The 15,193-nt window shown below is 50.7% G+C and carries 13 protein-coding genes; 3 read left to right on the top strand and 10 right to left on the bottom strand.

Annotated features, from left to right (window positions below):
- Positions 1 to 254 precede the first annotated feature (254 nt).
- A complete protein-coding gene (locus tag QWY82_RS09655; protein ID WP_290261700.1) occupies positions 255 to 2,096 on the top strand; it encodes a histidine kinase in 1,842 nt (613 codons plus the stop codon).
- A gap of 15 nt (positions 2,097 to 2,111) precedes the next feature.
- Here the strand turns inward: QWY82_RS09655 and QWY82_RS09650 are convergent, their stop codons facing one another.
- Both QWY82_RS09650 and QWY82_RS09645 read right to left on the bottom strand, forming a co-directional pair.
- Entirely contained in the window at positions 2,112 to 3,548 is a 1,437-nt protein-coding gene (locus QWY82_RS09650) for a sensor domain-containing diguanylate cyclase (protein WP_290261699.1), read from the bottom strand.
- A 101-nt stretch (positions 3,549 to 3,649) separates the two neighbouring features.
- Positions 3,650 to 5,314, bottom strand: a complete 1,665-nt coding sequence (locus QWY82_RS09645; protein WP_290261698.1) for an MFS transporter — start codon at positions 5,312 to 5,314, stop codon at positions 3,650 to 3,652.
- A 333-nt stretch (positions 5,315 to 5,647) separates the two neighbouring features.
- On the opposite strand from QWY82_RS09645, the gene narL reads away from it, so the two are divergent.
- Both narL and moeA read left to right on the top strand, forming a co-directional pair.
- Positions 5,648 to 6,292 (top strand): two-component system response regulator NarL, encoded by a 645-nt coding sequence (narL, locus tag QWY82_RS09640; RefSeq protein WP_290261697.1) that lies wholly within the window; start codon positions 5,648 to 5,650, stop codon positions 6,290 to 6,292.
- A gap of 140 nt (positions 6,293 to 6,432) precedes the next feature.
- Positions 6,433 to 7,668, top strand: coding sequence for a molybdopterin molybdotransferase MoeA (gene moeA, locus QWY82_RS09635; RefSeq protein ID WP_290261696.1), 1,236 nt, complete (start codon positions 6,433 to 6,435; stop codon positions 7,666 to 7,668).
- A 176-nt stretch (positions 7,669 to 7,844) separates the two neighbouring features.
- Here the strand turns inward: moeA and QWY82_RS09630 are convergent, their stop codons facing one another.
- The 8 genes from QWY82_RS09630 to QWY82_RS09595 form a co-directional block, all read right to left on the bottom strand.
- Positions 7,845 to 9,020: a vWA domain-containing protein gene (locus tag QWY82_RS09630; protein ID WP_290261695.1), complete on the bottom strand. Its 1,176-nt coding sequence runs from the start codon at positions 9,018 to 9,020 to the stop codon at positions 7,845 to 7,847.
- Positions 9,020 to 9,865, bottom strand: coding sequence for an AAA family ATPase (locus tag QWY82_RS09625; protein ID WP_290261694.1), 846 nt, complete (start codon positions 9,863 to 9,865; stop codon positions 9,020 to 9,022). The genes QWY82_RS09630 and QWY82_RS09625 overlap by 1 nt, the downstream gene beginning before the upstream one ends.
- A gap of 101 nt (positions 9,866 to 9,966) precedes the next feature.
- The gene (locus QWY82_RS09620) at positions 9,967 to 10,656 is read right to left on the bottom strand and encodes an MBL fold metallo-hydrolase (RefSeq protein WP_290261693.1); all 690 of its coding nucleotides are present in this window, start codon (positions 10,654 to 10,656) and stop codon (positions 9,967 to 9,969) included.
- A gap of 91 nt (positions 10,657 to 10,747) precedes the next feature.
- Complete coding sequence (locus QWY82_RS09615; protein WP_290261692.1) at positions 10,748 to 11,602, bottom strand: sulfite exporter TauE/SafE family protein; 855 nt, start codon at positions 11,600 to 11,602, stop codon at positions 10,748 to 10,750.
- Positions 11,581 to 12,102: a rhodanese-like domain-containing protein gene (locus QWY82_RS09610; RefSeq protein WP_290261691.1), complete on the bottom strand. Its 522-nt coding sequence runs from the start codon at positions 12,100 to 12,102 to the stop codon at positions 11,581 to 11,583. The genes QWY82_RS09615 and QWY82_RS09610 overlap by 22 nt, the downstream gene beginning before the upstream one ends.
- 30 nt (positions 12,103 to 12,132) lie before the next feature.
- The gene (locus tag QWY82_RS09605) at positions 12,133 to 12,438 is read right to left on the bottom strand and encodes an ArsR/SmtB family transcription factor (protein WP_290261690.1); all 306 of its coding nucleotides are present in this window, start codon (positions 12,436 to 12,438) and stop codon (positions 12,133 to 12,135) included.
- 3 nt (positions 12,439 to 12,441) lie between these two features.
- Complete coding sequence (locus QWY82_RS09600; protein ID WP_290261689.1) at positions 12,442 to 12,957, bottom strand: protein tyrosine phosphatase family protein; 516 nt, start codon at positions 12,955 to 12,957, stop codon at positions 12,442 to 12,444.
- A gap of 165 nt (positions 12,958 to 13,122) precedes the next feature.
- Positions 13,123 to 15,156, bottom strand: a complete 2,034-nt coding sequence (locus QWY82_RS09595; RefSeq protein ID WP_290261688.1) for a VWA domain-containing protein — start codon at positions 15,154 to 15,156, stop codon at positions 13,123 to 13,125.
- Between the last annotated feature and the right edge of the window lie 37 nt (positions 15,157 to 15,193).

The raw sequence follows: 15,193 nt of genomic DNA, 5'->3' as shown, positions 1-15,193 counted from the left end.
TATTTCCTCACCATTTGGCTGGTCGCTAATTGCTACTGGAAGGAAGGCCCAGATGTAGCCACTGTAAATACCGCGGTCTGCGCGGTTGTTGACTCAGATCAAGACATAAACCACGGCTCTAGGTGTTAAATAAGCTAACTACCACCAAGGTGGTAGTTACCACGCGTGCAAGCCCCTTGATTTCATTGAGCAAGCAGCGAAACGCTGCAAAAAGCCGGGCCAACAGGCGCAATGCGAAAATTTAGGGGTAGATGATGATTGATGGCTTAAAGCGCCAATTTGGTCAGAGCGTAATGAACACCATCACGCTGTCGCTCGCGGCCATTATGGCGGTGTCTCTACTATCGATTTTTACCACCTACTGGATTACCGAACTCGGTGACAAAGATGCCCAGGCCATTAACTTATCTGGCACCCTGCGCATGCAAACCTATCGGATCGCGCTGAGCATCAGCCAAGACAACGATCAGGCCGCCCTACAACAAATTGAAGAGCTTCGACAAACCTGGCGCTTTCCCTTATTGATGCACCTAAAAGATGCCTATGTGTCCGACGCTGTGTCGAATCGCTATGCAGAAGCCAGCCAACACTGGCAAACCATCATTGAACCGCAATTGGCGCACGCGCTACAGCTGCGCTATGAACAAATCCGCCCCGCCATCACCCAACTCATTCCAGCATTGGACAAGCAAATTGCGCTTACCAACGCTCTGGTTAGCGAATTCCAACAGAATGCCGAGCAGCGCATTATCCGGCTTAGGCTGATTCAAATTGTGGGATTTTTTACCATTGTTTGCGTCGGTAGTTTAGCCTTCTATTTCACCCGAGAGCGCATCGAAAAACCGCTCAAGGAATTAACCTCGGCGGCGGACAAATACCGGCAGGGCGAATTGAGCCACCGCCTGCATTTGGAGGGGCGAGACGAATTCGCGCTGCTGGCAGAAATTTTCAATCTTATGGGTGAGTCTCTTCAGGCCCACTATGCCGAATTGGAAGCGCGCGTGGAAAAACGCACCGCAGATCTGCAGCGCCAAACCAAGGCACTGGAATTTTTACTCAGCACTTCGCGCCAAATCATGAGCGCCTACCATCAACCCGTGGACCATAAAGCCATCATTAGCGAGCTGGCCAAGCTTATTAATCATGCACAAATAGACGTTTGTCTTTTCACCCAAGAAGGTAGCCAACCTTACTACCATGTAGGCAACAATGGCACACCCGACTGCAGTGCAAAAAGCTGTTCAGAATGCAAAGATGAAGTGAAACCTGGCTGCTATAAAGACGAGCAGGAATACCAATACAATATCGGTCGAGACGAGCGCCAGTACGGTATTCTAAGTGTGCGCGAACCGCTCAAATTAGAGCACGGTCATTGGGCCGACCAACTCATTACCTCTACTGCCGATCAACTGGCCTTGGCACTCTCACTTGCCGATCAAAAAGCCTTAGACAGAAAAGTCGCCACCCTCGACGAGCGCACCGTTATTGCACGCGAGCTACACGACTCACTCGCCCAAGCACTGTCGTATTTAAAGATACAAGTGGTTCGACTCCAGAAAACCTGCGATAGAAAAGAGTATGACAAACAACAGCCCATTGTTAACGAATTGCGAGAGGGTTTATCTAGCGCCTACCGGCAGCTGCGGGAATTATTAACCACATTCAGATTAAAGCTCGACAGCACCGGGCTCGAAGGTGCGTTAGTCCAAACCGTTAATCAATTGCGCGAGCGCTCGACCATGAACATATCTTTGAACTATAAACTCACCGACATCCCCCTCACGCCGGCAGAGGAAATTCACCTTATGCAAATCGTGCGCGAGGCAGCGCAAAATGCCCTACACCACTCCAAGGGCACTGAGCTCGTCATTGATTTGGTGCATTTAATCGACGACCATATTCTATTAATGGTGAGCGACGACGGCGTTGGGCTACCTAGCGCACCAGAAAAACTGAATCACTATGGTTTAGCCATTATGAAAGAGCGCAGCCGCAGTTTGAACGGGGAATTCCACATAGGTAAGGGTGACGGAAAAGGTACAAAAATTACCTTTAAGTTCAAACCCGACTACATCAATCTTTTACAGGCCAGCTAAGCTAGCCACTGCAACCTACTTACCTTGCACACCAAAAGAGACGTAATTTCTGCCCGCGCGTTTTGCCTGATACATAGCGTGATCAGCTAAATTTAGAATGGTGCTGGGGTCTAACTGATCGCCACCAAATAATTGAACGCCAAAACTCGCACCGCTTTCAAACTCGATCACCTCTGCATCTGACTTTCTTTCAGAGGTCTGGATGAAAAAGGGGTTAGCCATTTCCGCACGCAATTTTTCGGCCACTAGCATCGCTTGCGCATTAGCTTGCTTTGCAGTCTCCCCAATTTGGCTTAGAATCACAATGTATTCATCGCCGCCATAGCGAACCAGTGTATCCACTTCGCGTAATTGATGTTTAAGCCGTTCCGCTACCTGCACAAGTAGATGATCACCGGCGGCATGGCCATGCTCGTCATTAAGCTTTTTAAAATAATCCAAATCCATAAAAATCAGCGCTCCCCAACATTTATTGCGCTTGCATTCGGCCAGTGCTTGATCGAGCTTTATGTCCATCAAGCGTCGGTTCGCTAGGCCAGTCAACGGGTCGTAAAAGGCGAGCTGCTGCGCCTTTTCTTCCTCTTCTTTTAAGCGGCTAATATCGCGTACAACGGCCTGTATAATGACGCGGCCGTTCACATTCATGCTGTTGAGCTGTACATCGGCATGAAAAGTCTCATTGTTATCTGCGCGTTTATGCAGCCATTCGAAGCGATTGCTACCTTGAACCATGGCATGCTCAATTCGCTGCATAGAAAGCTCAGTGGAAAGGCTGTTGTCGGGTTGATACTCGGGTGACAAATCTGCTGGGTGCTTGGTACAAAATTCGGCAATAGAAGCGCAACCGAATAAATTGACTGTCGCCATATTGCAATCGAAGAAGCCGGTATCATCGAGCAGCATGACCGCATCACTGGTCATTTCATAGAGCGTGCGATATTGCAATTCGGAGGCTTCGAGCATTTGCTGCTGACGCTTGCGCTCTGAATAGTCTCTGGCTATGCCCTGCGAACCTAGGAACTTCCCCTGCGCGTCAAATACTAAATGGACATTGGTTGCCACCCAGACTTCATGCCCCTGCTTGTGCCTTAGGGCGGCAATAATCTCTCTATCTCGCACGCCATCATTTAACATGTCATTGAGTAAGCGGGAGCGCTCATCTTGATCGCAATAAAAACTCGCCATTGGCCGGCCAATAATTTCGGCTATTTGATAACCCAATACGGCTTCACAGGCGCCCGACACCATCATAATGGTTCCGGCCTCATCGGTTTGATACAGGATGTCTGATAGGCCGCTCAAGGCATTATTTAGCTCCGCCTGCGTACGGGCTAGGGCTTCGCCTTTAAAGCCGTGATGAGATGATCCCAAGCCTTCCTGATCGCTCGAAATATCGCTATTTCCCTGTTTATCCACCATAACGATGCCGCTACCAATGATCCGTTTAGACACAGCACTAAGGGCGCCATGCAACACGAATAAAGGATAGACCACCTAGCGCAGCAATAAAAATGCCCGCACAGCGCGGGCACTTTTAGGGCCGAGAGCGAACCCTAAGGATTATAGAACTCGCCACTTTTACGCAGATAGTAAAACCAGTTAACCACCACACAAACCGCATAGAATGCCGCAAAGCCAACCAAGGCGACCTCGGGCGTGGCAGCGTTAATCTGCTCGCCAATGACTTGAGGAATGTAGAAAGCGCCATAAGCAGCCACCGCAGAGGTCCAGCCCAATACCGGGCCTGCCTGCTCTTTAGAAAACACCATGGCAATGGTGCGGAAAGTGGAGCCATTGCCAATGCCGCTGGAGGCAAATAACACCATGAAGGAGATGAAAAATGGGACAAAAAATTCCTCTGGCGCGGCAGAACTATAAGCTTCACGCATGTAGTAAGCCGCGCTCAAAGCACCCAGCACCATCGCGATGGAGCAAATTTGAGTGACCAGTGCACCGCCCCATTTATCCGAAATCCAACCACCCAGGGGGCGTATTAAAGCACCGATGAAAGGCCCCATCCAGGCGAACATCAAGGCACTTGGGCCATTATCATTAACAATGTTATGGGTCATGACACCGTCCACAACAACATGCTGATAGCCAAAGATCACTTTAATAGACAGAGGGAAGGCCGCCGCAAAACCGATGAATGAACCGAAGGTCATGGTGTAGATAACACTCATTACCCAAGTGTGTTTATTGCTAAATATTTTAAATTGACGATCCAAGCTTGTTTTTACTTGGCCAGGAATTAATTTCAACAGAAATAATGTCGCCACCATAATCAGCAGCAAGACAATTTCCTTAGGTACACCAAAACCAGAGCCATTAGCGGCTTCGGGTAGAATTAGCCAAAGCCCAAGGACTGCGGTAACAAAACCAATGGCCAACATACCGGCCATGATTCCGAAGGCGGTGAGTGCGCCTGGCTGAGCCGGGGTCACTTCCGAAGTATTGATATTGTTCATGCCGAACCAGCCCGCGAAGGCCAGCGGAATTAGCAATAACAACCACACAAAACCGGCATTCTGAATGTAGGTTTCTGTGCCTGCCGCAATTTTACCAATCAAGGTGCCAGAGGTACTTTGCAATACCATTGAATCGCCACCCATGGCACCAAAGAGTGCAAAGGTCATCACCAAAGGCACCAGTATTTGCATGGTGGTGACACCAAAATTACCCAAACCGGCGTTCAAGCCTAAGGCCAAGCCTTGGCTTTTCTTCGGGAAAAAGAAATTGATGTTCGACATAGACGCAGCAAAGTTACCGCCGCCAATGCCCGATAACAGCGCTAAGAGCTGAAACACCAACAGCGGTGTGTTGGTGTCCTGTAACGCTAATCCTGTACCGAGCGCGGGAATCATTAGCAATGCAGTGGTAAAGAAAATGGTATAGCGGCCGCCGCATAAGCGAATGAAAAAACTACTGGGAATACGTAAGGTTGCGCCGGTCAAACCGGCAATGGCCATTAGGCTAAATAAATCCGCCTTGGCAAAGTCAAAGCCAAGGTTAAGCATTTGCACGGTGATAATGCCCCAGTAAAGCCACACCGCGAAACCGCACAGTAAACTAGGGATAGAGATCCAAAGGTTTCTATTGGCAACTTTTTTACCCGTGGATTCCCAAAAGTTTTCATCCTCTGGATTCCAGTTTTTAATATTATCGCCTGGCCGGTAGCCAGTGAGGTCTGCCGCCTTATTCGTAGTTGATGTCGCCATTGCGCGCTCCCGTTGAACAGAATGTTTCAGCCTCACTATGGCGCCCCCACGCTAGGTGCTCAATCAACAGAAGGGAGTAGCATTAGCCGAACCATCGGCAGATGGAGATTACCTCTATTGGAGTAGCAGTCCCGCCCAAGCCGCGCCCCGACTCGAGCGCCAGCCCTTGAACTTGCGCCCCAACTAGCCAAGTTGAGTACTCCCCTAACTCTCAAAGGTTATTGCCAGCGTTCATCTACATGACCTACATCAAGGGATCGTCTTTTTACAGTTGCAACACATTAAGGAATTAGCGAATGTAAAGGTTCTGTTCACTGAAAAGTTTTTAGCGCTATGGATCAACACGTTACCAGCATCTTATTAGTTGATGATCACCCTCTTCTACGCAAAGGCTTAGTGCAGCTGATCGAGTTGGAGGACGAGCTGGCGCTGGTTGGCGAGGCCAGTAACGGCTTGGATGCACTGCGCTTAGCGGGGGAAACAGACCCTGATTTGATCGTGCTGGATTTGAACATGCAAGGTATGGACGGCCTAGAAACCCTGCGCGCCATGCGCGAGGCCGGTATCACCTCGCGCATCGTCATGTTAACTGTGTCAGACAACGACGAAGACGTTGTTTGCGCCATCACCTATGGCGCCGACGGCTATCTGCTCAAAGATATGGACCCTGAGGATATCTTGGCGCAACTGATTGAGGCCGCGCACGGCAAGATGGTGATATCCGACAAACTCACCCACGTGCTCGCCAAAGCCATCCGCAAAGGCGACAACAATAAAACCAGCCTGTTGGCGAAATTGACCAGCCGCGAACACGAAATTTTAAAGCTCATCGCCAAAGGCTTATCGAATAAACTTATCGCCCGCGATTTAGATATTTCCGATGGCACTGTAAAGGTACATGTGAAGCACGTACTGAAAAAATTGGGGCTGCGCTCACGCGTCGAAGCCGCCGTGTGGATGGTTAATCAGAGCCATTGAGTTGCTAGCGTGGTCAGTTTCTAGTACCTAGAAAATACACAAGCCAACACCAAACCAATGATGTTCCGCAGCAAACAACAGGATGGCCTGCCTCAAGAAAAAGGATGGCCGGCCCCTAGAGACTACTTTAGGAGTTAAACATGGGCTGTTGTGACGCCCCTAATCTAATGCCTCTCGATGAAGCTATCGCGATATTGCACCAACAACTTGAAGCCATAACAGAGCAAGAGACGGTAACGCTTGATTTAGCGTTGGATCGCATTCTTGCTCAAGACATCAAGGCACCCATTGACGTACCCGGTTACGATAATTCAGCGATGGACGGTTACGCGCTGCGATTCAATGACATAGCGACCAATCACGAATTCGAACGCATAGGCAAAGCATTTGCCGGTGAGGCATTTGACGGCCGCGTTGGCAAAGGCAAATGCGTGCGCATTATGACCGGCGCGCCAATACCAGCTGGTGCTGACACAGTGGTCATGCAGGAAGATATTCAGACGCAAGGCAAGATGATCAAGTTGTTACACCCCGCCAGCGTTAAACTTGGGCAACATGTTCGTACACAAGGCGCCGACATACTCACCGGACACATCGTATTAACGAAAGGCAAGCGTCTCGGTCCGACAGATATTGGCTTACTGGCATCCTTAGGTTTGTCCAAAATCCCACTCATTCGACGCTTAAAAGTCGCCATTCTTTCCACTGGCAGCGAATTGAAAACACCTGGCCAAGGGCTAGAACGAGGCCAAATATACGACAGTAATCGCTATGTGCTGCACGCCATGCTTGAGCGACTTAATGTTGAGATTATGGATTTGGGTATAGTGCCAGACCAGCCCTCAGCCCTTGAAGAGGCCTTCACTATCGCGGCAGAACAGGCCGATTTAATTTTCAGCTCTGGTGGTGTATCGGTTGGAGAAGCAGACTACACCCGAGAAATTTTAGAGCGCATGGGTGACATAGCGTTTTGGAAGATCGCGATTAAACCCGGCAAACCCTTGGCCTTTGGCAAGCTAGGTAAGGCTTACTTTTTTGGCCTGCCGGGCAACCCTGTATCTGCCACACTCACCTTTCACCAGGTGGCACTACCGGCGCTACAATTACTGGCTGGCGAAAAAGCCATTGAACCGATTCGCTTACATGCTAGCGTCAAAAATAAGCTACGCAAACGGCCCGGTCGCACAGATTTTCAACGGGCTTACTTAAGCGCAACCCCATCGGGTTTAGAGGTGAGCGCCGACTCAGATCAAAGTTCGGGCGTACTCAGTTCCTATACCTCAGCAAATTGCTACATCAAATTGGATCAATTTGCCTGTGACCAAGACAAAGGCGAGCGCGTAGAGGTTATTCCTTTCGACCGCTGGATTGGTTAGGAAGAGCCGCTGACCGTTTACAGTGGACAGGAAGAGCGCCGCTACAAGCTACAAGGCGGGGGCCGCCCCCTACAAGCTACAAAAAGCATAACCCTCGCACCGTGCGCTTGCGGCTTGCGGCTTGCGGCTTGCGGCTTGCGGCTTGCGGCTTGCGGCTTGCGGCTTGCGGCTTGCGGCTATTTTGTCAAATATTTAATACCCTTATCCAAGCCTTCTAGGGTTAAAGGGTACATGTGGCCATCAACTAATTCGTGGGTCATTTTTATCGATTGGGTGTAATCCCAATATTTCTCGCTCACCGGATTTAGCCAGATCACCTTATCGTAGGTTTCCGTCACCCGCTCCATCCACTTGTAGCCAGGTTCCTCGTTCATGTGCTCGACACTGCCGTACTGGCTGGCTATTTCATAGGGCGCCATGGAGGCATCACCGATAAAAATAACCCGGTAGTCACTCGAGTACTTGTGCAACACATCGAACAGCTGCGTGGTTTCCTGATGCCGACGGGCATTGTCTTTCCACACGCGCTCGTAAATGAAATTATGGAAATAGAAATATTCCAGATGTTTAAATTCGGTTTTGCAGGCGGAGAATAATTCTTCGCAGAGGCGAATATAGGGGTCCATAGAACCGCCCACATCGAGAAACAGTAACACCTTTACGGCGTTGTGGCGCTCGGGCACCATTTTTATATCGAGAAAACCGGCGTTGCGCGCGGTTGAGCTAATGGTGTCGGGTAAATCTAATTGGTCAGCGGCGCCGGTTCGGGCAAATTTACGCAATTTGCGCAGTGCCATTTTGATGTTGCGCGTACCGAGCTCTACGTCGTCATCCAGATTTTTAAACTCGCGTTTATCCCACACCTTCACCGCACTTTTATTGCGCGACTCGCCGCCAACGCGAATGCCTTCGGGGTTGTAGCCGCTGTTGCCGAAGGGCGAGGTGCCGCCTGTGCCAATCCAACGATTGCCGCCTTGATGGCGCTTTTGCTGTTCATCCAGGCGCTTCTTAAATTCTTCAATGAGCTTTTCTAAGCCGCCCATAGATTCGATTTTGGCCTTTTCTTCATCGCTTAACTGCTTCAAAAACTCGCTGCGAATCCAATCGTCGGGAATTAAGGCTTGGAAAATATCCTCAATACTTTCTAGGCCCTTAAAATAAGCGCCAAAGGCTTTATCAAAGCGGTCGTAATACTTCTCATCCTTAATCAGCACCGTGCGCGCCAGCAGGTAGAAGTCATCAATTGAGCCGAAGGCTAAACGGTGCTCCATAGCTTCCAGCAGTACCAATAGCTCTTTGATCGAGACGGGTACTTTATGGGCGCGCAGGCCACTGAAAAAGTTCAACAACATTAGCGATTCTCACGACGCGTCATGAAGGCCAAACGCTCGAGCATATGCACATCTTGCTCATTCTTCAGCAGCGCACCATACAATGGCGGGATAGCTTTAGTGGTATCGCGGTTTTTTAGAATTTCATCGGGGATATCGTCGGCCAACAATAACTTCAACCAATCTACCAGCTCGCTAGTGGACGGCTTTTTCTTTAAGCCTGGCACCTTGCGCACATCAAAAAAGATATCTAAGGCATCTTTAACTAACGCTTGTTTAATGTCTGGGAAATGCACATCCACGATTTTTTGCATGGTGTCGCGATCGGGAAAATTAATATAGTGGAAAAAGCAGCGACGCAAAAAAGCATCGGGTAATTCTTTTTCGTTGTTACTGGTGATAATAACAATAGGGCGATGTTTGGCCTTAATGGTTTCACCGGTTTCGTAAACAAAGAATTCCATTTTGTCGATTTCAACCAATAGGTCATTGGGAAATTCAATATCGGCTTTATCGATTTCATCAATCAATAACACCAACTGCTCATCGGATTCAAACGCTTCCCAGAGCTTGCCTTTTTTCAAATAGTTTTTGATGTCGTGTACGCGATCATCGCCCAGCTGCGAGTCCCGAAGACGCGACACGGCATCGTATTCATACAAGCCCTGTTGTGCCTTAGTGGTGGATTTGATATGCCACTGAATTAAGCGCAAGCCCAAACTCTGCGCAACTTCCTCGGCCAACATGGTTTTACCTGTACCAGGCTCACCCTTGATCAACAGAGGCCGCTGCAATACCACGGCGGCATCAACCGCCATGCGTAAATCATCGGTTGCTACGTATTTATCAGTACCCTGAAAAGCCATGAGTTGCTCCACGCCGTTTTGTACAAAACGCCATTGTAGCAACCACACTAGCCGCTGGGTACGACGAGGCGTGTCCGGTCGGTCACAGGGGCAAACCTGATTTAATCGGCGCGACCGCAGGCTTTATTAGCGGGTACCGCCACATCCATCATATGCGGGTTAGGTAGTTTTAGATTGGCCATCAATTCTGCATAAGCATCTACGTCCGGGACTTGAAGGCGCGGGTTGTGACGACGCTCCTCCTCGAGTGAAGTTGAGGTCCAACCTTTGTAGTCGTGTGCTGGGTAGACCCGCGTTTGCGGCGGTAACGCCAACAGACGCTGGAGGCTTTGGTACTGGGCACGGGCATCGCCATTTTGAAAGTCGGTTCGACCCGTGCCTCGAATCAACAGGGTATCGCCAGTGAATAATAACGCCTGTTCGGGCAGATAAAAGCAGTAGGAGTCATCGGTGTGACCCGGCGTATAGAGCACTTGTAACTGCAGCGCGCCCAAGTTTAGTTGGTCCTGATCGGCAAACCAGCCGCTGGCACAAGCCACCTCGCTTTGCTTACCCATGAGAGATTTACAGCCCGTGACCTCGCGCAACCTACCCAAGGCCGTCACGTGATCGGCATGAACATGGGTATCAAGCGCGTAGATCAGCTGTAAATCCAACTGAGATAGGAGCGCAAGATAAGCGTCACATTGCTCCAGCACAGGATCGATAAGCAGCGCTTGCCGGTTGGTGATATCGGCCAGTAAATAGGTGTAGGTTGAGCTCTCACGATCGAATAGCTGGCGAAATATCATGGTGATTTACTCCTCAAAATTCCTAGCGCCGGCGAACAGAGGCGTTTCAATGCACGCGTCTATCGCGAGCCTACCGCTGGAACTAAGTGCGTTAAAGTTGTCCGACGAGAGTAGCCGCAGTGAGCGACAACATGGCGATAACAAAACCTTTTTGCAGCAGCGGCCCAGCGAGTCGACTCGCCACCAGCGAGCCCAGCAACATGCCAAGTACGCCACCTAAAATAAGCCACGCCAGCAAAGCGAAATCGACGCTACCGCCCAACCATATAAAACTGGCAAAGCCGGCACTGCTGATAACGGCGATAACCGCCAATGATGTTGCAACGGCGGCTGTGATGGTTAAACCGGTAAGCAATACCAACAGTGGAACAATGACGAAACCACCGCCGACACCGAACAAGCCCGATAAAATACCTGCACCGAAACCGCCCAATACCACCCCCATCAAACAGCGAGGTTTAAGCTCTAATTGCCCGGACGGGCTAAAGCGACACAGCGCAGTTTCTTTTTCAGAGCCGCCCTTGCCTTGACTGGCGCGGGTAACCTTGGCACTTTCCGGCGCATCATTGCTTTGGCGCCACATACGCAGAGCCACCAATACCACCAAGATTGCAAAGCCAATCAATAAAGCGGGCTCAGGAATTTTTGCCGCCAACCAGCGCCCGATGGGTGCCATTGCTGCTCCGCTAATGGCCAACACGATGGCCGGCAACCAAACCACTTCGCCCCTTGGCAAACGCACAACCACGCCCCACAGGGCGCTAGCGGAGACAGCTGCCAACGCTAGCCCCGTAGCTTGATTGGCATTAACAGCCAAGCCCAACATTAACAGCGGCACAGCAAACAAAGAGCCGCCAGCTCCGGTCAGGCCTAAAACAAGGCCAACCAGAGCGCCAATCACCAGTGCCGCAAGAGCGATGTCGATCACGGCCGAACTTGATTCCAAGGCATGCGCGCAATGGCCATGGCCATTGGGCAGGTGTCGGTAACACCCGAAAAAACTAACCCGGCGCCAACGAAACCACTTAACCAAAACAAACCTGGGTTAACAAAAAAGCCGCCTAGCACACCAATAAAAACTAATAAACCAGCAGCAATGCGCACTTGGCGATCAAGGGGAATAGCCGTGCGCTTTCCGCGCACCAAAAGTTGCTCGGGCATTTTTTCAATACCGCCGTCGACCACCACTAATTCACACGCCAACTTACCGGCTAATTCTTGGTGAACCATTTCAGCGCGACGCTGGGTGCGACACATTAAATACACTTGCGCCCGTTCACCCGCAGCCGCCACAACTGCATGCGGAGTAACGCTGCCCAAGGGAAAGTTGACACTGTTCGGCAAATTCACAGCGGCGTATTCGGCCGGTGTGCGCACATCAACAATACATAAAGGCTCATTTGCCGCGACTTTTTTCGCCAATTCTTGGGCACTGATCCGGATCATTTACAACGTCTCCACTAGATAAAATGAGATTTAACCGCAGTACAACTGCTTTAAGACACGAATAACGCTGACCGCCTCCGTGCCCTCTAACCGATAAAAAACCTGCTGCCGATCTTTGCGCGTCGACACCAAATTGGCTTCGCGCAAACCAGCTAAATGTTGCGATAGGGCGGATTGACTGAGCGGCACCCGCGCATTTAATTCGCCCACAGAAAGCTCGCCATCAATCAGGGTACACAGCAACATTAAACGATGCGGATTGGCCAACTGCTTCAGCAAAGCCGCGGCGCTACCGGCGTGTTCGGCCAGTGCCGAATAATCTTCTTGGGTGCTCATGCTTTACCTCTGTTGCGCGCGAATAGCCTGCTCAAAACCGTCTTTCATACCCATGGCTCGCCCCTCCGCTAAGGCCTGCTCCAGCTCGACCCCTTGGGAGATTTGCCAAAGCGACCAAGCCATACCGGCTCGGTTGCCCGAGCGACAATGCACCAAGGTTTTTTTATCGCCCAATGCCGCACCAAACTGCTGAATTTGCTCGGCGCTTGGAAGCTCGCCGGTCATGGGAAAATTGAACCAAGTCAGCCCTAACTGCTTGGCTGCCTCACCCTCTTCTTCTGGCGTCTCCGCCGCGCTGCGTAAATCAATAATTTGCTCGTAACCCTGCGCTTTTAGCACGACCAACGCATCGCCAGTTACCAAGCCGCCGGTGGCGATTTGATCGCTGTGTTGATGAAAATTTGCCACGCCCTCAACCGACTGCGCTTGTAGCGGCAGCGCTGTAATACAGGCAACTAGCAACACTAACGCACCGAACCCGCTCTGCCAGGCTTGCTTTATGGACATTACCGCTTTCATAGACGCCACCTCTGTATTAAACCTATGGTTTAGCTAAACATATTCATATTAACGATTGCGATGCGAGTCATGCATCACGAGACATGACAGCTGAGGCCATCAGCTGTCATTAGGAAATATTAATTTAGAATATTCTAATATTAATAAGGGGCATACGCAAGCGGGCTACTTGGTATCGTCGTCATCCTTGCTCGGCGCAAGATCGTCGAGGGAGAACTCTGGGGTGTCGTCGGTATCGGCAAGCTCATCAGCCGCGTCATCACTTTCGATATCGATAGCGGCCATGGCCTCATCCACGTCATCCATACCGCCTAAATCTTCCATACCACCTAAATCTTCCAGTGGCGGATTTGCATCAGTATCGGTTGCAGAGGCATCAAGTTCTGGCTCGGTATCGGATTCTGCTTCTAAGTCCAGGTCCTCTGGTGCCACCTTTTTGCCGCCCATTAGGGTCCGGTAGGCGAAATAGGCAAGCGCTAAAATCAACAGATTGCCGAAACCTAGGGCGCCGTAAAGTAGCCAGTTGGTCGACTCCGCTTTCGGAGGGGTTTCAGGCTCAACCTCTGGCTCACCTGCGGATACCTCAACCTTGTCCGGCTCAGGCTCTGGTGCTGCTGCCTGCGGCTCGACCTTTGCAATTTCAGGCTCTACAAAGGGGCTAGCCCCATCTGGATAGGTGAAGCTAATGGCTTCTGGCTGGTGTTCAAAACTTTGATTTTTTGTGTCCACCGCACTTATGCGCAGGTCGATCACATAAGTTCCGTCTTGGTCGGGCGCTAGTAATAATTCCCAACTATCGGATTGGCTGAGTTGCAGCGGCTGAATGCTCGACCGGCCACTGGGCTCTTTGACCTTAGCCACCACCACGGTTTTAGCCCGGTCTAAACTCTGGCCATTAGCGCGCACCCGCACTAGTCGCTCGCTACTACTGGGGCTGAGCAACTCCACGGCAAAGGGCGCGCGCACGGCGATGCGATGCGATATTTCCCGGCTAAAACTCTTGCCGTCCAATTGTACGCGCAACTGGTAATCGCCTTCGCCGGCAAACTGGGTTATCTCGCGCCGATAGATACCATCGCCCGGCGGCAATTGATCGGATATTTTTTCCGACCAAATAAGCTTATCGCCCTGTAAAAGTTCGGCGTTGATATTGAGCAAGCGCAGAAAGCGCGCATCGCTTAAGGTTTTGCCCTTGTCTTGCAGCAAAAATTGCAAAGTTGCCGCCTCGCCTTCAAACAAATTGTTTGGCATAGGTTTAACGAGTATTTTTAAATCGGTAACGATGGTGATTTTGCTTTCCGGGTCTAAATCCGCCCGCACCAACCACTCGCCCTCGATCGGGTGCTTAATCGTGACGAGATCGTGATCGGCGGCGCGATACCAGGTTAAATATTTATCTTTAGTGTCGGCTTGATAATATTTTTTATCGGGTGAAAGTAATTGGGTTTGCTGCTCGGGCACAGCTCTAAAAATAAGCGCAGTAAACTCTTCGATACTCGAGTCGACTAAAAACTTATTTTCAGATAACGGCACCTCGTCGGCGGGCGCCGACTGCTCCAGCATGCGTAAAAATATTTTCGGCAACTGTTCGGCGCTGTTGGCAACGGCAACTATGCCGTCGGTACCCAGCGACAGCGCGTTCATCAACTCCGTATCGGCATTAGCCGACAGCGCCACCGTGTGAATTTTGTAGTTCTCGCCTTTTAGTGAGGGCAGAACCTTATCGACAATGCGCCGCCACTCTTTGGCGTTATCGTCTGGCTCGCGGGAAATATCCACCATGCCATCGGTGAGTAAAATAATGCTGGTGCGGTAACCTGGCTGCGGTTTGCCGCCATCTTTCGCCGCGCGTTCAAGGGCGCCGCCGATATTGGTAAACAGGCCAACGGAGTTAACCTCTTCCACTTTTTTAGCAGCCTCTTGGCGCCAGGCGCCATCCACTTCATTTAGCGGCACAAGCATATTGACGTACTGGCCGAAGGTCCAAACACCGGCCCTACTGCCTTCGGGAATTAACTTGACCAATAAATCTAGCGCCGGGCGGCGCAAATTGTCTGGGTCGTTTTGTTTCATACTGCCAGAAATATCGATGATCACCCGCACATCAGCCTTCTCCGTCGCCACATCGGATTGCGCCTGCGCCCAATCCGCAGCAACAGAGAAGAACATAAATGCGGCAACCAGCACCGATAATTTCATAGCAGTAAACTCTTAAGACCTAAGGCTGTAAACACGG

The organism is Simiduia curdlanivorans, assembly GCF_030409605.1.
GTDB classification, from domain to species: Bacteria; Pseudomonadota; Gammaproteobacteria; order Pseudomonadales; family Cellvibrionaceae; genus Simiduia; species Simiduia curdlanivorans.
This window is presented reverse-complemented; position numbering and strand designations above follow the sequence as displayed.